Raw genomic sequence first — 20,771 nt, 5'->3', positions numbered from 1 at the left:
CCTGTGACGTGACCGGGCGGTGGAGCGGCCCCGCGAGTGGCCGCCCCACCTGTTCCGTCAGCCGGTGAAGCCGGCGGAGATCTTCGTGAACTCCCAGTTCTGCTGGGCGATGCCGGAGCAGGTCTCCTGCAGGCCGCCGCCGGGGCACGGCCGGTCCCGGTTCACCGACCAGAAGGCCAGCCGGGCGAGGTGCTTGGAGTTCGACCAGTCCTTGATCTGGGTCCACTGGGCGAGCGAGGTGGTCTCGTTGTTGTCGCTGAGACCGTTCATCCCCGAGATGCCCATGTGGCTGTACGCCACGGCGTCGGTCCAGCCGAACGCCGACTTGAGCTGGTTCTTCAGCCCCTCGGCCGCGCTGATCGTCGCGGTGTACATGTTGGTGCTGGCGTTGCCGAAGTCGAACGGCATGATCGTGTACACGTCGATGTTCGCGTTGAGCGCCTTGGCCTGGTTGATCAGGCGCACGCCGTGCTCCGTCGGCCCGGAGGTCGCCGTGCCGAACGTGACGACCGTCTTGATGCCCGGGTTGTTCGCCTTGACGATCTTCAGCGCGCCCAGGATCCGGTCCTGCACCGTGTAGTTCTCGAACTCGTCGGTGTTCTCGATGTCGATGTCGATCACCTTGAGGCTGTACGCGTTGATGACCTGCTGGTACGCGTCCGCCAGGGCCGCCGCGCTCGAGCAGTTCGGGCCGAGCTTGTTGCCGCTCCAGCCGCCGAACGAGATCTCGATGTCCCCGCCCGCGGCGCGGATCGCGTTGATGTTCTGCTGGTCGACGCCACCGGTCAGCGGGCGCTGGCTGTCCCACTTCGGCACGCAGCCCCCACCGGAGAGCATGAACGCGAGGGTGAAGTGCTTGATCCCGGTCGCGGTCATCACAGTGGACGGTGCCGGCGGCTCGCCCCAGCCGAAGTACAGGTACGGCGCGGACTCGTGCCAGTTCCCCGGAGGCTGGGAGGTCGGGGGAGTGGTCGTCGGGGGAGCCGTCGTCGGCGGCCGGGTGGTCGGCGGGGCCGTGGTCGGCGGCGGGGTGGTCGGCTTCGGGCTGGTGTTCGGCGTGGTCGGCGGGGCCGTGGTGGGCGGCGTGCCCGGGCCGTCGAGCGCGATGTCGTCGGCGTTGTAGGCGCCCTGCGCGTACCAGCCGTGCAGGTAGATCTGGACGCTGCTCTGGCTCGCGGTCGTGGTGAACGCGACCGTGAGCTTCGAGTACGCCGTGGCCGAGGGGGTCCACGTCGACGCCCCGCCGGTCACTCCGAGGTAGACATAACTACCCCGGACCCAGGCCGAGAGCGTGTAGGCCGTGTTGGGGACCACGTTGACGGTCTGCGTGCACTTCCCGATGTCGGACGCGCTCGCGCCGCCCTGGAGTGCCTTGGACCCGCCGTGCACGGGGCTGGAGACGACGGATCCGTTCGAACAGGACCAGCCGGAGAGGTTCCCGGTTTCGAAGTCGGGATTGGTCACGAGATTCGCGGCCTGGGCGGGGGTCGAGACGGCGAGGATCGCGCCGACGGAGACGACCGCCGCACCCACGGCTGCGAGCAGAGGGGTACGGAGCTGCATGAGGGGCCTCACTGTTAATAAATAGATAGGTTTCCTAAATAAACAGTGAGGGCAATCTATCGCCAGCCCGACCCCGGGTCAAGGAGTCGGGCCGACAACGGCAGTCGATGCCTGTGGGCGGTGGGTGCGGGGGCGGGCCTGCGCGGGGACCCGGCCGGCGGGCTCTTCGCGGGGGCTGGTCGGCGGCTCAGCGGGCCACGAGCAGGGCCGCCGCGATGGACTCCGCGTAGCCGGCCGGGTTGTCGCCGACCAGGTCACGGCCCGCGTCGAGGACCTCCACGATCGGCACCCCGGCGGCCCTGACCAGGTCCTCCTCGGGGGCTGGTCGGTTGCGGCCGCCCACCACGAACGCGCGGGGGCACTTCAGGGCGGCGAAGGTATCGCCGTGGTCGGTCAGGTCCGGCGCGGCGGCGATGAGCCGGCCGACGAGTTCCGGTCGGAGTTCCGCGAGCACGATGGCGGCCGGGGTCGCGGAGCCGTGGGCGATGATCTCGACGGCGGTGAGGGCCAGGTGGTCGAGGAGGGCGGCGAGGGCGTCGGCGCCTGTCGGGGTCCGGGTCGTCGGGGTGGCCGTCGGAGTCGGGCTCGGCCCGGCGGACGGCGGGGTGGGGTCGATGTCCGTCGGGGGCGCGCCCGGTATGGACGGTGCCGGGGTGGGGTCGGTCCTGGAGGCGGCCCGGGGGTCGGCCCTGGGGTCGGTCCCGGGGCCGGCCCGGTCGGGCGGTGGCAGGTCCACCAGGAGGGTGCGGTGGCCGGAGAGAGCCGGATGCAGAGCCGACTCCACGTAGTCGACCGCGCCGTCCCCGACCCCCGCGCCGGGCACGAACACCCGCACCGGGCGCTCGTCGTCGCCGGGCAGATCGAGCCAGCGGATCCGGGCGTGGGGCCGGTCGGGGTCGGACAGGGGCAGGCTGTGCATGGTTCCTCCTCCAGGATTCACCCGCACCGTAACCGTCAGGTATGACAGTTCCTCGTGTTCACACTTGGCCTGGATCGCATCTCAGGCTTGGCCTGGACCGCGCCTCACCTTGGCCTGGACCGCGCCTCACCTTGGCCTGGACCGTGCCCCACCTTGGCCTGGACCGTGCCCCACCTTGGCCTGGACCGTGCCCCACCTTGGCCTGGACCGTGCCCCACCTTGGCCTGGACCGTGCCTCACGCCTGGCCCGGACCGCGTCCGCCGAGGCCGTGGAACCGGCGGAACCAGATGTGGGACAGCTCTCCGTGCAGACGGATCCGTTCTGCCTCGGTACCGATCGCGGGGCGGTGTTCGGGGTGCAGGCCGTAGTACCCGATGGCGTCGGCGGTGTAGCCCGGGTGGACCCGCAGCAGTGACTCGCGGATCCGCCACCACTCCGCCGGCCCGACCCGGACCGCGAGCGGGAACTCGACCGCGGTGAGGTCGTCCCAGGCGGCCCGCCGGACCTTCCACCAGGTCCGGAACTCGACCCCGGCGGGGGTGAGGGCGACCGCCGGGCGGGGCGCGAAGGTCACCGCTGTGGCGGCGAGCAGGGCCGCGCCGAGCACGCCGAGCCACAAGCCCGTCATGGGCAGGGCGTCGAACGCGTACCCCCACCAAAGAGCCAGGCCGAACGCGGGAACGGCCTTGACGTGTACGGCGGGCCCCGCGACGAACGCGCCCCCGCGCGCGACGAACCGGGCGGGGGTGGTGGCGCGCGCCCGCGCCGCGAACAGCACGATGACCCCGACCATCAGGGTCAGGGAGACCAGCGCCCGCGCGATGTAGGCGAGGTCGCTCGTCGGCGTCTCGGGCAGCACCCGCAGCGCGAGAAACTTGACGACGATGGTGGCCGACCACCCGAGGAGGAACAACCACCCCTGGGGCGGGAGGGCGGCGTAGATCACCCGGAGTCGAGCGAGGGACATGTCGCACACCGTAGGGGGCGGGTGGTATTCCCGCTGCCCCGTCGCGCACCGTCGGATTCTTGACGCAGTTCTGCAGCGGGGCAATCGTGGCCGAAAGCCCCAGTGCGGGCCTCGGGCCTGCTGGAATCCTGGCGCGGCTCGGCTAACCTCGGGGAAGTTGTTCGACAGGAGGAGTCACCGGTGGTCTTCAAGAAGATGATGCGTGCGTTCGGTGTGGGCGGTCCGACCGTGGACACGGTCCTGACCAACCCGAACACCCGGCCCGGCCTGAACCTCGAGGGTCGGGTGAACATCACCGGTGGCGACCACCTGGTGGACATCGAGTACGTGTCGCTGGGCCTCATCACCAAGATCGAGGTGGAGAGCGGCGACAGCGAGTACAACCAGCTGACGGAGTTCCACAAGCTCAACGTCGCCGGGAGGTTCCAGGTCGGGCCGGGTCAGCCGATCTCGATCCCGTTCCAGTTCCCGATGCCGTGGGAGACCCCGCTGACCAACGTCCAGGGCGGCCAGCGGCTGCACGGGATGACGCTGGGCCTGCGCACCGAGCTGGCCGTCGCGGGCGCCGTGGACAAGGGCGACGTCGACCAGGTCAACGTGTTCCCGCTGCCGGCCCAGGAGCGGATCATCGAGGCGTTCGCGCGGCTCGGCTTCCGGTTCAAGGGCGCCGACTGCGAGCGTGGCCACATCCGGGGCGTGCAGCAGCACCTGCCGTTCTACCAGGAGATCGAGTTCTACCCGCCGGGGCAGTACCAGGGCATCAACTCCGCCGAGGTCACCTTCCTGGCGAACCCGCAGGGCATGGCCGTCGTCCTCGAGTTCGACAAGCGCGGCGGGCTGTTCACCAGCGGCACCGACGTGATCAACACCTACCAGGTGGACTACCGCTCGGTGGACTCCACCGACTGGGCCGCCGTGGTCGACGGCTGGGTCCGGCAGGCCGCGTCGCGCCGTCCGCACCAGCAGCCGCAGCACTTCCAGCAGCCGCACTACCCGCAGCAGCCGAACTACGGGCACGGCGGCCACGGCGGCGGCCACGGGTACCGGCACGGCCGGCGTGGCGGCGGCGGCATCCTCGGGGAGATCTTCGACTAGTCCGTTCTGGTGTTCGCTGAGCCCCTGGCCGTTTGGTCGGGGGCTTGGTGGTGTTTGGGGTCTGGCGGTTGGTTTTCGCCGATTCCGGGGCCCCGTGACCGTGCGGACCACGACGGCAAAAAACAATCAGAGCAGCTTGTTTTTCGGGTACGAGAGTGGGATGGTCGAGAGGTCGTAGCCCCACGGGCACAGTGGAGACGCCATGGTCGAGCTCGCGGACGTCCTGACCGACCTGCGCCACGAGAGCGAGAGCCTCGACTCCCTGGTCGCACCGCTCGACGCCGCCACCTGGCGCCGCCCGACCCCGGCACCCGGCTGGACCATCGCCCACCAGGTCGCGCACCTCGCCTGGACCGACGAACGGGCGCTGCTCGCCGTGACGGACCCAGCGGGCTTCCTGGCCGAGTTGGCGACCATCGACCCGGCCCGGTTCGTCGACGAGGGCGCGGACGCCGGGGCCCTCCTCACCCCCACCACGCTCCTCAGTCGGTGGCGCACCTCCCGTGCCCGGCTGGCCGACGCGCTGGCCGGGACCCCGGACACCAGATTCCCCTGGTACGGCCCGCCCATGAGCGGCACCTCCATGGCCACCGCCCGGATCATGGAGACCTGGGCGCACGGCGAGGACGTCGCCGACGCGCTGGGCGTGTCGCGTCCGCCCACCGGCCGACTGCGGCACATCGCCCACCTGGGCGTCCGCACCCGGTCCTTCGGGTTCGCCGTCCGTGGCCTCGAACCGCCGCCCGCCGAGCCCCGCGTCGAACTGACCACCCCGGACGGTGGCCTGTGGACCTGGGGCCCGGCCGACGCCGCCGACCGGGTCACCGGACCAGCCCTCGACTTCTGCCTGCTCGTCACCCAGCGCCGGCATCGCGCCGACGTGGCATTGCGCGCCGAGGGGACGGGGGCCGACCGCTGGCTGGACATCGCCCAGGCCTTCGCCGGACCTCCCGGCCCGGGCCGCCCCCGGGCGACGCCGGCCGCCGCCGACCCTGCTCCCGTACCGGCAGAGGGTGTCCGGTGACCGTGCTGCGGATCGGGAACGCGTCGGGCTTCTACGGCGACCGGCACTCGGCCGTCCGGGAGATGCTCACCGGGGGCGATCTCGACGTGCTGACCGGTGACTATCTGGCCGAGCTGACCATGCTCATCCTGGGCCGTGACCAGCTGCGTGACCCCTCCCTCGGGTACGCCCGCACGTTCCTCGGCCAGATGGAGGAGTGTCTGGGCCTGGCCGTCGACCAGGGAGTGCGGATCGTCACCAACGCGGGCGGCCTCAACCCGGCCGGACTCGCGGCGGCGTTGCGGACCCTCGCGGGGACCCTGGGCGTCACGGTCTCCGTAGCCCATGTCGAGGGCGACGACGTCCGGGACGGCTTCCCGGGGGCGCTGACCGCGAACGCGTACCTCGGGGCGTGGGGGATCGCGGAGGGGCTCGCCGCCGGTGCGGACATCGTGGTCACCGGCCGGGTCACCGACGCCTCGCTCGTGGTCGGCCCGGCCGCCGCGCACTTCGGCTGGGCGCGCGACGACTGGGACGTCCTCGCCGGGGCCACTGTCGCCGGGCACATCCTGGAGTGCGGCACGCAGGCCACCGGCGGCAACTACGCGTTCTTCACCGAGCTTCCGGCCCTCCGCCACCCGGGCTTCCCGATCGCGGAGGTGCGCGCCGACGGCTCGGCCCTGATCACCAAACATCCGGGCACGGACGGCGCGGTCACGGTCGACACCGTCCGTGCCCAGCTCCTCTACGAGATCACCGGCCCCCGCTACGCCGGACCCGACGTGACCACCCGCTTCGACACGATCGCGCTCACCGCCGACGGCCCCGACCGGGTGCTGGTCAGCGGAGTCCGGGGCGAGCCGCCACCGGGGACGGTGAAGGTGGCGGTGACCTCCGTCGGCGGGTACCGCAACGAGGCGCTCTTCATCCTGACCGGCCTGGACGTCGAGTCCAAGGCCGCGCTGGTCCGTTCGCAGCTCGAACTTCCCGAGGCCCGATGGACCCTGGCCCGCACCGACCACGCCGACGCCGACGTGCAGGAGGAGGCCAGCGCACTGCTCCGGTGCGTGGTGCGCGGGCCGGACCCGAAACGCGTCGGGAAGGCCTTCAGCGCCCGGGTCGTGGAACTCGCCCTGGGCAGCGTCCCGGGCTTCCACCTGGCCGCCCTGCCGGGCGAGGCGGTGCCCTACGGGGACTACCGCGCGGAGTTTCTCCCCGCGTCCACCGTGGAGCAGGTGCTGGTCCTTCCCGACGCGACCCGTCACCTGATCGCTCCGATCGCTCCGGTCGTCATGGTTCCTGCGACGGGTCGTCCTGGCGCAGGTGAGGTCCCGGGCGGCCCGAGCGGAGGATCGGACCAGGGAGTTGGCGCGCCACCACCGCCGGACATGGAGCCGCTCGCCGGTGTCACCCCGGGAGAGCCCGGCGCACCGGTCGAGTTGTCCCGGGGAGTGCGCGGCGTTCCGGAGAGGGCTCCGTCGGGCATCGGAGGGGAAGGGACCACCGAAGGCGTGCACCGGACGGCGGAGTTCGGCCCGACCCGGCGGTTGCCACTGGGCACCCTGGTCGGCGCCCGCTCCGGGGACAAGGGCGGCGCGGTCACCCTCGGCGTCTGGGTCCGTGACCCGCGCGCCTGGCCCTGGCTCACCGCGACCCTCACCACCCACCGCCTCCACGAGCTCCTTCCCGAGACCGCCGCGAACTCGATGACGCGGCACCTGCTACCCAACCTGAACGCGGCGCTGTTCGTCGTTGACGGCCTGCTCGGCAGCGGGGTCGCGGAGGGGGCCCGGTTCGACCCCCAGGGCAAGGCCGTCGGGGAGTGGCTGCGCTCGCGCATCGTGGACATTCCGGAGGACCTCCTGTGACCGCCGTCGGTCCCTCCACACTGCCGGTCGGCGGCCCCGCCGGCCAAGTGCCGAACGGCAGGGTCGAGTTCGTCGGGCCGCGCCCGCAAGGGTGCCGAACGGCACTGTCGCCTGCCGTACGACCCGAGCCATTCTGGAACGCAGCCCAGTCCCACTCATCGCGAACAGGACCGCCCCATGACCGGTAACCGAACGGCCATGCTCACCAAGCTCGCCGAGCTCGACGCGGAACACGCCAAGGCCGTGGCGGGTGGCGGCGCGAAGTACACCGACAGGCACCACGGCCGGGGCAAGCTGCTGCCCCGGGAGCGGATCGAGCTGCTGGTCGACGAGGACTCGCCGTTCCTGGAGCTGTCCCCCCTCGCGGGCTGGGGGAGTGAGTATCCGGTCGGGGCGAGCGTCGTCACCGGCATCGGGGTGGTCGAGGGCGTGGAGTGCGTCATCATCGCCAACGACCCGACGGTCCGGGGCGGGGCGAGCAACCCGTGGACGCTGAAGAAGACGTTCCGGGCGGCCGATATCGCGATGGAGAACCGCCTCCCGCTGATCAACCTGGTCGAGTCGGGCGGCGCGGACCTGCCGAGCCAGAAGGAGATCTTCATCCCGGGCGGCCGGGTGTTCCGGGACCTGACCCGCGCGTCGGCGGCCGGGCTGCCCACGATCGCCCTGGTGTTCGGCAACTCGACGGCCGGCGGTGCGTACATCCCGGGGATGTCCGACCACGTGGTGATGATCCGGGACAGGTCGAAGGTGTTCCTGGCCGGGCCGCCGCTGGTGAAGATGGCCACCGGCGAGGAGTCCGACGACGAGTCGCTGGGCGGGGCGGTGATGCACGCGCGGGTGTCTGGCCTGGCGGACCACCTGGCGGAGGACGAGCGGGACGCGATCCGGATCGGGCGCAGGATCGTGGCCCGGTTGAACTGGCGCAAACACGGGACCCCGCCGCAGGAGAGCAGACCGCCGCTGCTGGACGCCGACGATCTGCTCGACCTGATCCCGGAGGACCTGAAGACGCCGTTCGACCCGCGCGAGGTGATCGCGCGGATCGTGGACGGCTCGGAGTTCGACGAGGTCAAGCCGCTGTACGGGCCGAGTCTGGTCACCGGCTGGGCCCGGCTGCACGGCTATCCGGTGGGCATCCTGGCCAACGCGCGCGGTGTGCTGTTCGCGGAGGAGTCCCAGAAGGCGGCGCAGTTCATCCAGCTGGCGAACTCCTCGGACACCCCGTTGGTCTTCCTGCACAACACGACCGGGTACATGGTCGGCGCGGAATACGAACGGGGCGGCATCATCAAGTACGGTGCCATGATGATCAACGCGGTGTCCAACAGTCGGGTGCCGCACCTGTCCGTCCTGATGGGAGCGTCGTACGGCGCGGGCCACTACGGCATGTGCGGCCGGGCGTACGACCCCCGCTTCCTGTTCGCGTGGCCCAGCGCCAAGGCCGCCGTCATGGGCCCGCAACAGCTCGCCGGGGTCCTGTCGATCATCGCGCGCCAGGCCGCCGGCGACCGGTACGACGAAGGACGCGACGCCATGATGCGCGCCGCCGTCGAGGCCCAGATCGAGGCGGAGTCCCTGCCGCTGTTCCTGTCCGGCCGGCTCTACGACGACGGGGTGATCGACCCGCGCGACACCCGCACGGTCCTCGGCATCTGCCTGTCCGCCATCCACTCCGCCCCGGTCAAGGGCACCGACGGATACGGGGTGTTCCGGCCGTGATCACCAGACTGCTGGTCGCCAACCGGGGCGAGATCGCGCGCCGGATCTTCCGGACCTGTCGGGACCTGGGCATCGAGACGGTGGCGGTGTACTCCGAGGCCGACGCGACCGCGCCGTTCGTGGCGGAGGCCGACCTCGCGGTGGGGCTGCCGGGGGTGACGCCGACCGACACGTACCTGCGCGGTGACCTGGTCATCGCGGCGGCGCTCGGGGCGGGCGCGGACGCCGTGCACCCCGGCTACGGTTTCCTGTCGGAGAACGCGGAGTTCGCGCTGCGGGTGCACGACGCGGGTCTGACCTGGGTCGGCCCGTCGGCGGAGATGATCGCGGCGATGGGTTCCAAGCTGGCGGCGAAGAAACTCGCCACGGACGCGGACGTCCCGACCCTGTCGGGCACGACGTTCCCGGTCCTCATCAAAGCCGACGCGGGCGGCGGCGGCCGGGGCATGCGGATCGTGCGCGACCCGGCCCGACTCGACGCGGAACTGGCCACCGCCCGTGCCGAGGCCGCCGCCGCGTTCGGGGACGCGGAGGTCTTCGTCGAGCCGTACGTCGCCGACGGCCGCCACATCGAGGTCCAGGTGCTCGCCGACACCCACGGCACCGTCTGGACCCTGGGTGAGCGCGAGTGCTCGCTGCAACGCCGGCACCAGAAAGTGGTCGAGGAGACGCCCTCCCCGTTCGTCGACGCCGCGCTGCGCGACAGGCTCTGCGCCGCGTCGACCCGGATCTGCGAGGCCATCGGGTACGTGGGCGCCGGCACCGTCGAGTTCCTCGTCGCCCCGTCCGGTGAGTTCTGGTTCCTGGAGATGAACACCCGGCTCCAGGTCGAGCATCCGGTGACGGAGTGCGTGACGGGGCTGGACCTGGTCGCCTGGCAGCTCCGGATCGCCGAGGGCGTGGCGCTGCCCCCGGAGCCCCCGGTCCGGACGGGCCACGCGATCGAGGCCCGGCTGTACGCCGAGGACCCGGCCCGGGACTGGCTGCCCCAGGCGGGTGCGTTGTTCCGGTGCGAGTTCCCCGGGGTCGACGCCCGGTTCGCGGTACCCGTCGGATTCGGTCTCCGGGTCGACGACGGCGGCGCGGACCAGGTCAGTGTCCACTATGACCCGATGCTCGCCAAGGTCGTGGCCTGGGCTCCGTCCCGGGAGGAGGCTGCCCGTCGACTGGCCTCGGCGCTGGCCGGCGCGGCGGTGCACGGTCTGACCACGAACCGGGACCTGCTGGTCCGTACGTTGCGGCACCCGGAGTTCCTGGCCGGGGCCACCGACACCGGCTTCTTCGGCCGGCACGACCTGACTGCGGCGCCGGACGCCGATCCGCTGTCGGTACTGGCCGCCGCCCTGGCCGTCGCCGCGCGCAACCGGGCGGAGGCTCCCGTGCTGGGCGGCATCCCGTCCGGCTGGCGCAACGTGCCGTCCACCCGCCAGGTCAGGGCGTTCGCCGGACACGAGGTCACCTACCACCTCACCCGCGACACGCTGGAAGCCACCCACCGCCTCGACTCCGGACCTCCCGAGCCCGGCCTCGCGGAGAGCCCTGGCTCCGACCTGGCAGGCGTCTGCCTGGTCTCGGCGACCCCCGACCGCGTGGTGCTCACCCGCAACGGCCTCCGGCACACCTTCGAGGTGTCCGCCTACCCCGGTCTCGTGTGCGTGGACTCCCCGCTCGGCGCGGTATCTCTCGTACCCGTCGAGAGGTTTCCCCGGCCCCGACCGGATCTGGCCGCCGGATCCCTCCTCGCCCCGATGCCGGGCACGGTCGTGGCGGTGCACGTGACCGAGGGTCAACAGGTGACCGCCGGCGCCCTGCTGCTCGAACTCGAGGCCATGAAGATGCGTTTCCCGGTCACGGCCGGCGTCGACGGCGTTCTCACGGTCCTGCACGTCACGGTGGGCGACCAGGTCGACACCGACACCCCACTCGCGGTCCTGGAGGCACAGTGAACTTCCACGAAACGGACGAGCGTCGCGCCCTGCGGGCGGCGGTGGCCGAACTCGGCAAGCGGTACGGGCACCGGTACATGCGCGACAAGGTCCGTACCAACGAACGGGCCACGGAGCTGTGGGAGGAGGCCGGCCGCTACGGCTACCTCGGCGTCAACATCCCGGCCGAGTACGGCGGCGGGGGTGGCGGTATCGCGGACCTCGCGGCGGTGTGCGAGGAACTCGGCGCGGCCGGCTGCCCGCTGCTGCTGATGGTCGTGTCCCCGGCGATCTGCGGCTCGATCATCGCCCGGTTCGGCACGGAGGCCCAGAAGGGGCGGTGGCTGCCCGGGATCGCCGACGGGACGGTCACGATGGCGTTCGGCATCACCGAGCCCGAGGCCGGCTCGAACAGCCACAACCTGACGACGACGGGTACCCGCACCGACGAGGGGTGGGTTCTCAACGGCCGTAAGGTGTTCATCTCCGGCGTGGACCAGGCGGACGCCGTGCTGGTCGTGGGCCGCAGCGCCGACGCGCGCACCGGAAAGCTGAAGCCCGCGCTGTTCATCGTGCCCACCGACGCGCCCGGGTTCACCTGGCAGGCGATCGAGATGGAACTGGTCGCGCCGGAGAAACAGTTCGCGCTGTTCCTCGACGACGTGGCCCTGCCCGCCGACGCGCTGGTGGGGGACGAGGACGCCGGGCTGCTGCAACTGTTCGCCGGCCTCAACCCCGAGCGGATCATGGTCGCCGCGTTCAGCCTCGGCATGGCCCGCCAGGCCCTCGACACCGCCGTGGACTACGCCAGGACCCGCACCGTGTGGCAGGGGCCGATCGGCGCGCACCAGGGCATCGCGCACCCCCTCGCGGTGTGCGCGATCGAACTCGAACAGGCCCGACTGCTCACCCAGAAGGCCGCGTGGCTGTACGACGCCGGGGACGACGAGGGGACGGGTGAGGCGGCGAACATGGCCAAGTACGCCGCCGCCGAGGCCGCCGCGCGCATCGTCGACCAGTCGATCCAGACCCTCGGCGGGAACGGGTTGTCCGTGGACTACGGGATCGCGGCCCTGCTGGTCGCCTCGCGGGTGGCCAGGGTCGCGCCGGTCAGCCGCGAGATGATCCTCAACTACGTCGCCCAACACACCCTGGGCCTACCGCGCTCCTACTGACCCGGCCCGTTCCGCAGGGCCAGTGCCGCACAGTTTCCCCCGGGCCAGTGTCACAGCGCTTCCGCAGCGCCAGCACCACGCTGCTGACCCCACTCGTGCGCCACTCCAGGCCCGGCTGGTGCGTCGAGCCTGGCACGCCAGCTGGTGTCGAGCCTGGCACGCCAGCTGGTACGTCGAGTCCGGCACGCCCGCTGGTGGGTTTCCGGCACGGCGGCACCGAGGCTGTCAACGCTTCCTCGCGGGGTGCCGGGCCGTCCGATGGTGACTGTGCGGCTCGGTTGGGCCGTGGGGCTCGATCGGGCTGTAGGGCTCGGTTGGGCAATACGACTCGGTTGGGTCGGGCTCGGGGTTGGTCGATCACAGCGTGGGTGGCTCCGGTGCCTCCCGCTCGTGAAGGCCGCCCAGATCCGCGAGCAGCACCCGGAGCAGGTCCGACAGTTGCTCACACTGAGCTTCGGTGAGTGCACCGAGCAGACCCTGTTCGTGCCGGAGCAGGTCGTCCACGGACCGGTCCAGCAGAAGGTGCCCGTGGTCGGTGAGGGTGACCAGTACGGACCGGCCGTCGGGGCCGGCCTTCTCCCGGCGGACCAGCCCCTCGGACTCGGCCCGGGCGACCCGCTGGGAGATCGCCCCGGCGCTGACCAGGGACAACCGGGCCAGCTCGCCGGGCGGCAACTGGTACGGAGCCCCGGCGCGGCGCAGCGTGCTGAGCAGGTCGAGGGTCGCCGCGTCGATACCGAGCCGGGTCAGCGTCCGCCGCCGCTCGTCGGACAGCAGCTTGCCGATCCGCCAGACCCGGGTGATCACGCCGATCGACGCCACCGGGGTGCCGGGGCGCTCACGGGCCCAGGCGGACTGGATCAGGTCGACGGCGTCGTCCATGCGGTCCTCCTCGTGTTAGCGTGCCACCGATACTACTTTAGGCCTAAAGGAGTTTGGGATGCGTACTGTCGTCGTCACCGGAGGCGCGACCGGGATCGGGTACGCCGTCGCGGAGTCCTTCGCCCGCGCGGGCGACCGCGTCGTGGTCACCGGCCGCCGCGAGACACCGCTGAAGGAGGCCGCCGCCCGGCTCGGAGCCACCGCCGTACCGTTCGACGCCGCGGACCCGGCCGCCGTCACCGCCGCGCTGCCGCTGCTGCCCGACCGGATCGACGTGCTGGTCAACAACGCGGGCGGCAACACCGACTTCGACCGGCCCGACGACGGGGACGACCTGGCCGCGCTCGCCGCGAACTGGCGGGCCAACCTGGACGCGAACCTGCTGTCCGCCGTCCTCGTCACCACCGCGCTGACCCCCCGGTTCGCCGACGACGCCCGGATCGTCACGATCGGGTCGATCGCGGCGCGACTGGGCGCCAACTCCTACGGCGCGGCCAAGGCGGCCGTCGAGGCGTGGACCGCGTCGCTCGCCAGCCAGCTCGGCCCACGCGGCATCACCGCGAACGTCGTGTCGCCGGGCCTGATCGTGGCCACCGAGTTCTTCCGCGACCGGATGACCGAGGAGGGGGTCGCCCAGCGGGTCGCCGCCACCCGCAACGGCCGGCCCGGTACCACCGCCGACGTCGCCGCGACCGTGGACTTCCTCGCCTCCCCGGCCGCCGGTCACCTGACCGGCCAGGTCGTGCACGTCAATGGAGGCGCGTACCTGGGCCGCTGACCAGCAAAAACCCTTCGTCGGGTACGCCGGGGACGTCATTCTTCGCCACGGTGCCCGGGCGGAGACGGCTCGGTTCTCGGGCCGGTACTTCGGCGGGAAGCGATCCGGTTCTGGGTCAGAATGCGGGCAGGACCGGTTCGGTTCCCGAGCTGATGTGTGGGAGGGGGCAGGTGTCCGCGCGCATTGTGCCGAGGAAGGTCGCTCCACCCTTGGCTGGCGGTGACGTGGATGTGCATTCAGGCCAGCCGCCTAGGAAGCCTGAGCTGCCGTGCCCCGATCACAGTCGACTTGACTGCGGGAAACGTGCTGGCCGCTACAGACGAACGGTCCTGCGCATGCACGTGAGCGAGCGGTCCCGCGTAGGCGTGACCGCTCACGTCTACCCACGCGCGGCAAACCGCCAACACCGGAGGCGCGACGTCCGCACTCCACGAAACGCCCCCGGGGCGGCAGCGGACCCATGGCCGGTGCGTCGGGTGCGGTGTTTGTGCCAGGTCGTGTGGATCATGTAACGTCACCTGCGTCGGAGCTGGACATATCGAGGAGGTGGGAACCCATGACTGCTGGTCCAGGCCGGGTGCTCCCCTCGAACGGCCGCGCGGTCCGCCGGACGTAGTCGACCGAGTGAGCGCCCGTCGGTACCCCCGAAAGGCTCTCGCATGTCGCTGTCACCGCACTCCGAATCCGTGATCGTCTCCCGCCTGCGCGCCGTCGGCTGTGTCTTCGCCGAGGACGAGGCGCGCCTGCTCGTCGCCGCCGCCCGGACCCCTGCCGAACTCGCCGCCCTCGTGGACCGCCGGGTCGCCGGACTGCCGCTCGAACACGTCCTGGGCTGGGCGGAGTTCCACGGCCTGCGGATCGCCGTGGACCCCGGGGTGTTCGTGCCCCGCCGCCGCACCGCCTTCCTCGCCGACCGGGCGATCGCCCTGACCCGTGCCGCCCTGACCCGGATCACGCTGGCCCGTACCCCGCCGGCCAGTCACGAGCGGGCCGTCGTCGTCGACCTGTGCTGCGGCTCGGGCGCGGTCGGCGCGGCCATCCTCGCCGCGACTCCGGACCGTGTCGAACTGCACGCCGCCGACATCGAACCCGCCGCCGTGCGGTGCGCCCGCCGCAACCTGGGCGCGCGCGGCACCGTCCACGAGGGTGACCTCTACGCCCCGCTGCCCGCCACCCTGCGCGGCCGGGTTGACGTACTGGTCGCCAACGCGCCGTACGTGCCGACCGATGCCATCGAACTGATGCCCCCGGAGGCCCGGCTGCACGAACCACACGTCACCCTCGACGGCGGTGCCGACGGGCTCGACGTCCAGCGCAGGGTGGCCGCCGGGGCGGGGCGGTGGCTGGCCCCGGGCGGGCACCTGCTGGTCGAGACGGGCGAGCACCAGGCCCCGGCGACCCTGGAACTGTTCACCCGCCACGGCCTGGACTCCCGGATCGTCACCTCCGACGAGCTGTCCGCGACCGTCGTGATCGGCACCCGCCCGGGCGACGGGTCACCGCGGCGTCGGTGACCGGGTGCTGCGGGTGCCCGCCCGCTGGGCGCTCGGGAGCCGGCGACAACGTGCGGTCCCCGCCGAGCCGCGCACGGCAGGGACAGCGCACCGCGCACGGCGGAGCCAGCCCACCGCGCGAGGCGGTCCGCGCACCTTAGAGCCCGGGAGCAAGCGATGCGTTTCCACCGGGCCGCGTGCCGCTGGGCGCGCGACCGCGCGGCGCATGGCCGCACGGCGCGTGGCCGCACGGCGCGTGGCCGCACGGCGCGTGGCCGCACGGCGCGTGGCCGCACGGCGCGTGGCCGCACGGCGCGTGGCCGCACGGCGCGTGGTCATACGGCGCATGGCATGGCCACATGACGCATGACCGCACGGATCGAGTCCCCCCACGACACGGGTCCCCGCACGGCTGCTGAGCCGCGCACCCCACCCGGAGCCTGACCGAGCAAGAAGGCAGCCCCCACCAGGCGCGCGGCTACCCCTCGGCGAGAACCGTGTCGAGCATCGCCGCCCACTGCCGCAGCAACCGACTCCGCCGCGACCGGTCGTCACTGAGCAGGTTGGCCAACCCGAACCCCCGCACCAGGTCCAGCGTCGCGCCCACCGCGTCCCGGATCTCCGGCCGCGCGTCGTCGGCGCCGAGCAACTCCAGCGCCAGCCGGTACCCTTCCCGGCCCAGCCTGTCCTCCAACGGTGCCACCACGGCGTGCAGCTGCGGATCGGTGCGCGCCGCGACCCACAGTTCCACGGCGGCCTCGAACAACGGCCCCGTGTACAGCTCCGCGAGCAGCTCCAGCACCGCCAGGGTCCGCCGTTCGTCGCCGGGCAGCGTGTCGGCGGTGCGGAGCAGTTCCTCGGTGCGCGCGACGGCGACGTGTTCGACGGCGGCGACGACCAGTTCGGCGCGGGTCGGGTAGTGGTGCAGCTGGGCGCCCCGGGACACGCCGGCGCGCTCGGACACCGCCGTCGTGGTGGTGCCGGACCAGCCCAGCTCGACGAGGCACTCGGCGGTGGCCCGCATGAGCCGCAGCCGGGTCTGCCGACTGCGTTCCTGCTCCCGCCGCCCCGTCACACCCCCGACGCCGCTCCCGCCCCCGGAACCAGCCCCCGAACCAGCCCCGGAACCGGCAGCGAAACCGGATCCGGCCCCGGAACCGGATCCGGCCCCGGAACCGGATCCGGCCCCGGAATCGGATCCGGCCCCGGAACCCGATCCGGCCCCGGAATCGGATCCGGCCCCGGAATCAGCACCAGCCCCATCCCCGCCCCGCCCCGGGCCCCCGCCCCTCTTCCCACCTCCACCACCCGTCACGCCCCCGACCCTAATGGATCGCCCGCACCGCCTCGGAGATCGCACGATGGAACGTCGGGTACGCGTAGATCATGCTGCGCAGCGTCTCCACCGGCACCTCCGCGTGCACCGCCACCGCCAACCCGGCCAGCACCTCGCCCCCGGCCGGCCCGGCGGAGGTCGCCCCGACGAGCACCCCCCGGTCGGTGTCCACGACGAGCTTGATGAACCCCTCGTCACCGACCCCGTGGATCCAACCCCGGGTCGAGGACCCCAGCGGGGAGTACCCGGTGCCGACCGTCAGCCCCCGCTCGCGCGCCTGGGCCTCGGTGAGCCCGACCGCCCCGATCTCCGGGTCGGTGAACGTGACCCGGGGGAGTGCCTTGTAGTCGGCCGCCGGACCGCCCTGGCCGAGGATGTCGCGAACGGCGATGTCAGCCTGGTACATCGCGATGTGGGTGAACGCGCCGCGCCCGGTGACGTCGCCGACCGCCCACAGGCGTTCGCCGGCCCGCATCCACTCGTCGACCTCGAGGTTGCGCGCGCTGGGGTCCAGGCCCAGGGTGTCCAGGCCGAGGCCGGCGAGGTCGACGCGGCGGCCGGTGGCGACGAGGATCTTGTCGGAGGTGACCTCGGTGCCGTCGTCGAGGTACACGGTCGTGCCGTCGACCTTGACGGCCCTGCGGCCCACGTGCACGGTCACGCCGTCGGCGGTCAGCGCCTCGCGGGCGACCTTCGAGGATTCGGGTTCCTCCAGGGCGAGGATCCGGTCGGAGGCCTCCACGACGGTGACGGCGACGCCGAACCGGGCGTAGACCTGGGAGAGTTCCAGGCCGATGGCCCCGCCGCCGAGCACGGTGAGGGACGCGGGCAGTTCGGCGGCCTCGATGGCGTCGCGGTTGGTCCAGTACGGGCTGTCGGCGAGGCCGGGGATCGGGGGGATGGCCGGGGTCGTACCGGTGGCGATGACGACGCCCTTCGTGGCCTCGTACTCCTCGGAGCCGACCCGGACCCGGCCGGGGCCCGTCAGCTGGCCGCGCCCCCGGAGGAACGTGCCGCCCTTGCCCGTGAACCGGTCGACGGCGACCTGGTCGTTCCAGTTGTCGGTGGCCTCGTCGCGGATCCGGGCGTGCACCGGCCCCCAGTCGGGGCGCACGGTCGCGTCCCCGGCGAACGTCGGCACCCGGCGGGCCTCCGCGACGGCGTTGGCCGCCCTGATCATCATCTTGCTGGGGATGCAGCCCCAGTAGGGGCACTCGCCGCCGACCAGGCGGTTCTCGATGCCGAGCACGTCCAGCCCCGACGCGGCCAGCCGGCCGGCCACTTCCTCGCCGCCGACGCCCAGTCCGATCACGATGATGTCCATCCGACCAGTGTGCCGCGCCGCTCCGTCCGGCGCGGAGCGACCGGGAATGAAGTGCCTCGCCCCGCCTGGCGCGGACCGTCGAGCCTGCCCCGCCCCGGACCAACGAGGGTGCGGGTGCCGTGCCGCTCCACTCGGCACGCCACCTCCGCTACCCGCCGACGGTCAGTTGGTCAGCCGGTCGGTGCCGTACTTCTTCACCAGCGCGTCGTTGGCCTTGAGGTCCAGGTCGCCGATGAAGCGGACCGAGTCCCGGATGGCCTCGCGGGCGATGGAGCTGCCCGGCCCGTTGAGCTGGTACTCGAACGGCTTGCCCGGCTGCGCGATCCGCTGCGCGAGCGGCACGTCGTGGAAGCCGAGCCGGATGATGTAGTACGAGTTGCCGCCGCCCTTGGGGACCTCGACGTAGTCCTGCTGGGGGTGGCCGAAGGTGACCGTGTTCTGGAAGTTGTGGTCACCGGAGCCGGAGGGGGCGACGAAGGTGATCACGGCGCAGTCGATGTGGAACGCGGTGCTCGACCGGTTCGTGAACACCAGGGCGGTCTGGCCCCACCAGATGTCACCGCTGGTCCGCACGCTGAGGGTCAGCGGGAGGTTGCTGGTGAACTTCGTGGTGGCCGGCTCGGACAGGATCGGGTTCGGTCCGGAGATCGGGTGGCTCGTGCCGTTGGCGCACCGTTCGAGGGGCTTGTTGTACTCCGACGGTGCCCCGGTCGGCTGGACCTGGGTGAACGTGTCGGGGCCGCCGACGACGGTGCTCGACGTCCCGGGCCCGACCGCCGTGGTCGCGGTGGCGGAGTAGCCGGTGACGCCGAGCCCGAGCATGAACAGGGCGCCGGCGAGGAGGCCGGCGACCCATCCGTGTCTGATGAGCTTCTTCATGAGGGGTCCTCCATCAAGTGACCTTTAGGAAACTTTACTAAAGGTGCATCGACGGTAACCAATGCGCGGCGTCTTGTCCATGTTCGACGCCGCTTGTGGCGCGAAACCCCGAAACCCCACTCTCCGGGTACCGGCCGGCGCGGGTCGCCCGAAGCGCTGGAGGGCGACGGCCCCCGGGGAGCCGTCGCCCGCGCCGGTCTACAACGCCACCCCGGCCCCCGCGTTCTCCCCGCGCCGCACCACGAGCGCCAGCACGGCCCCGACCAGCGCCACGACCGCCCCCACGGTCAGCGTCGTGTGGAACCCGTCCATGAACGCCAGGTGCGCCCCGTCCGTGATGGCCCGCGCGAGCGGCCCGGGAGTCCCCGGCGGCACCGGCGCGACCCCCTGCGCCACGTACTGCGCCGCCTCCTGGAACCGGGGCGCCACCTCGGCGGGCACCCCGGACTCGACCAGCCTCGGCACCAACGCGTCCCCGACCCGGCTGGCGATGACGGTGCTGAACACGGTCGTGCCGAGCACCCCGCCGAGTTGCGCGCCGGTCTGCTGGAGTCCGCCGGCCACCCCGGACAGCTCGACCGGCGCGTTGCCGACGATCGCCTCGGTGCCGGCGACGATGACCAGGCCGAAGCCCAGGCCGAGCAGGACGAACCACGGCCACAGGGTCAGGTACGCGGCGTCGACCTCGGCCAGCGACAGCCCGAACAGCGCCACGGCGGTGAGCGCCATGCCGGCCACCAGCGGCAGGCGCGGCCCGAACCGCGCGGTCAGGGCCCCGGCGGCGGGGGCGGAGAACATGAACGTGGCGGTCAGGGGGAGCAGCCGCACGCCGGCCTCGACCGGTCCCATGCCGTGCACCTGCTGCAGGTACAGGGTGAGGAAGAAGAACGCGCCGAACAGGGAGAAGAACGCGAGGGTCACCAGCGCGGTACCGGCCGACAGCGAGACGTTGCGGAACAGGCTCAGCGGCAGCAGCGGGTGCCGCGTCCTCGACTCCCGCAGGACGAACCCGGCGAGCAGCACGAGCGCGCCGACGATGAACCCGAGCGGCAGCGCGTCGCCGAAGCCGTGCTCCTGGGCCTTGATCAGCCCCCAGACCAGGGAGAACAACGCGCCGGACAGCAGCACCACCCCGGGCAGGTCGAACGAGCCGGCGGCGCCGGGGTCGCGGGACTCGCGGATCACGAACCAGCCCAGCAGGACGGCGAGGACCGCCAGGGGCGCGTTGAGGAAGAACACGCTCTGCCAGTCGACGTTCTCGACGAGCAGGCCGGCGACGATCGGGCCGCTGGCGATGGACAGCGCCGAGGTGCCGCCCCAGATGCCGATGGCCATGTTGAGCTTCTCGGCGGGGAACGCGTTGCGCAGGATGGCCAGGCTGGCCGGCTGGAGCAGTGCGCCCGCGAGGCCCTGGACGACCCGCCAGAAGATCACGGCGCCGATGCTGTCGGAGAACCCGATCGCCACCGAGGCGACCGCGAAGCCGACCACGCCGAGCAGGAAGAGCTTCTTGCGCCCGAACCGGTCGGCGAGTCGGCCGGCGATGATCAGGGAGACGGCGAGGGCGAGCAGGTAGCCGTTGGTGACCCACTGCAGGCCGGACAGTCCGGCGTCGAGGTCGCGGGCGATGGCCGGGTTGGCGATGGCGACGACGGTCGCGTCGAGGCCGACCATCGCGATGCCGATCGCGACGGCGGCCAGGGTGAGCCAGGGGTTGGCGCTGCCGCGTCGCGGGGCCGCGGGCGCCGGGGCGTCGAGCGTGAGTGTCATGCCCAGAAATTTGTCAGCGACTGACATCTGCTGTCAACTGACAAAGGTAGAGCTGTGACATTAGTCATCTA

16 protein-coding genes are annotated in these 20,771 nt (G+C 72.1%); 8 read left to right on the top strand and 8 right to left on the bottom strand.

Annotated features, from left to right (window positions below; translation table 11 throughout):
- Positions 1-57: 57 nt before the first annotated feature.
- From AB0M43_RS12785 to AB0M43_RS12775, 3 genes are all read right to left on the bottom strand, one after another.
- On the bottom strand, positions 58-1,563 hold the full coding sequence (locus AB0M43_RS12785) for a carbohydrate binding domain-containing protein (protein WP_363724562.1): 1,506 nt from the start codon (positions 1,561-1,563) through the stop codon (positions 58-60).
- Between the two features lie 187 nt (positions 1,564-1,750).
- Entirely contained in the window at positions 1,751-2,482 is a 732-nt protein-coding gene (locus AB0M43_RS12780; protein WP_363723979.1) for a hypothetical protein, read from the bottom strand.
- Positions 2,483-2,718: 236 nt separating this feature from the next.
- Complete coding sequence (locus AB0M43_RS12775; RefSeq protein WP_363723977.1) at positions 2,719-3,450, bottom strand: PH domain-containing protein; 732 nt, start codon at positions 3,448-3,450, stop codon at positions 2,719-2,721.
- 180 nt (positions 3,451-3,630) lie between these two features.
- Here AB0M43_RS12775 and AB0M43_RS12770 point away from each other — a divergent pair, with 180 nt between their 5' ends.
- The 6 genes from AB0M43_RS12770 to AB0M43_RS12745 all read left to right on the top strand — a co-directional run bounded on the left by AB0M43_RS12770 (position 3,631) and on the right by AB0M43_RS12745 (position 12,238).
- Positions 3,631-4,545 (top strand): sporulation protein, encoded by a 915-nt coding sequence (locus AB0M43_RS12770; protein ID WP_363723976.1) that lies wholly within the window; start codon positions 3,631-3,633, stop codon positions 4,543-4,545.
- A gap of 202 nt (positions 4,546-4,747) precedes the next feature.
- Positions 4,748-5,569: a TIGR03084 family metal-binding protein gene (locus tag AB0M43_RS12765; protein WP_363723975.1), complete on the top strand. Its 822-nt coding sequence runs from the start codon at positions 4,748-4,750 to the stop codon at positions 5,567-5,569.
- The gene (locus tag AB0M43_RS12760) at positions 5,566-7,416 is read left to right on the top strand and encodes an acyclic terpene utilization AtuA family protein (protein WP_363723974.1); all 1,851 of its coding nucleotides are present in this window, start codon (positions 5,566-5,568) and stop codon (positions 7,414-7,416) included. Before AB0M43_RS12765 ends, AB0M43_RS12760 begins: the two co-directional genes overlap by 4 nt.
- A gap of 177 nt (positions 7,417-7,593) precedes the next feature.
- Positions 7,594-9,138, top strand: a complete 1,545-nt coding sequence (locus tag AB0M43_RS12755) for an acyl-CoA carboxylase subunit beta (protein WP_363723973.1) — start codon at positions 7,594-7,596, stop codon at positions 9,136-9,138.
- Positions 9,135-11,084 (top strand): biotin carboxylase N-terminal domain-containing protein, encoded by a 1,950-nt coding sequence (locus AB0M43_RS12750; RefSeq protein WP_363723971.1) that lies wholly within the window; start codon positions 9,135-9,137, stop codon positions 11,082-11,084. The genes AB0M43_RS12755 and AB0M43_RS12750 overlap by 4 nt, the downstream gene beginning before the upstream one ends.
- A complete protein-coding gene (locus AB0M43_RS12745) occupies positions 11,081-12,238 on the top strand; it encodes an acyl-CoA dehydrogenase family protein (RefSeq protein ID WP_363723969.1) in 1,158 nt (385 codons plus the stop codon). Before AB0M43_RS12750 ends, AB0M43_RS12745 begins: the two co-directional genes overlap by 4 nt.
- Positions 12,239-12,595: 357 nt before the next feature.
- Here AB0M43_RS12745 and AB0M43_RS12740 read toward each other — a convergent pair whose 3' ends face one another.
- A complete protein-coding gene (locus AB0M43_RS12740) occupies positions 12,596-13,120 on the bottom strand; it encodes a MarR family transcriptional regulator (protein WP_363723967.1) in 525 nt (174 codons plus the stop codon).
- 58 nt (positions 13,121-13,178) lie between these two features.
- Here AB0M43_RS12740 and AB0M43_RS12735 point away from each other — a divergent pair, with 58 nt between their 5' ends.
- Together AB0M43_RS12735 and AB0M43_RS12730 are read left to right on the top strand one after the other, a co-directional pair.
- A complete protein-coding gene (locus tag AB0M43_RS12735; protein WP_363723965.1) occupies positions 13,179-13,898 on the top strand; it encodes an SDR family oxidoreductase in 720 nt (239 codons plus the stop codon).
- A 659-nt stretch (positions 13,899-14,557) separates the two neighbouring features.
- Positions 14,558-15,412, top strand: coding sequence for a putative protein N(5)-glutamine methyltransferase (locus AB0M43_RS12730; protein ID WP_363723963.1), 855 nt, complete (start codon positions 14,558-14,560; stop codon positions 15,410-15,412).
- 457 nt (positions 15,413-15,869) lie between these two features.
- On the opposite strand, the gene AB0M43_RS12725 is transcribed toward AB0M43_RS12730, so the two are convergent.
- From AB0M43_RS12725 to AB0M43_RS12710, 4 genes are all read right to left on the bottom strand, one after another.
- Positions 15,870-16,415, bottom strand: coding sequence for a helix-turn-helix domain-containing protein (locus tag AB0M43_RS12725; RefSeq protein WP_363724561.1), 546 nt, complete (start codon positions 16,413-16,415; stop codon positions 15,870-15,872).
- Between the two features lie 301 nt (positions 16,416-16,716).
- Positions 16,717-18,051, bottom strand: a complete 1,335-nt coding sequence (locus AB0M43_RS12720) for an NAD(P)/FAD-dependent oxidoreductase (RefSeq protein WP_363723961.1) — start codon at positions 18,049-18,051, stop codon at positions 16,717-16,719.
- A gap of 162 nt (positions 18,052-18,213) precedes the next feature.
- Positions 18,214-18,930, bottom strand: coding sequence for a hypothetical protein (locus AB0M43_RS12715; RefSeq protein ID WP_363723959.1), 717 nt, complete (start codon positions 18,928-18,930; stop codon positions 18,214-18,216).
- 198 nt (positions 18,931-19,128) lie between these two features.
- Entirely contained in the window at positions 19,129-20,700 is a 1,572-nt protein-coding gene (locus AB0M43_RS12710; RefSeq protein ID WP_363723957.1) for an MFS transporter, read from the bottom strand.
- Positions 20,701-20,771 lie beyond the last annotated feature (71 nt).

The sequence above is a fragment of the Longispora sp. NPDC051575 genome (assembly GCF_040681875.1).
Classification (GTDB): Bacteria; Actinomycetota; Actinomycetes; order Mycobacteriales; family Micromonosporaceae; genus Longispora.
Note: the sequence above shows the minus strand (reverse complement) of the source record. Positions and strands in the feature narration are given on the sequence as shown.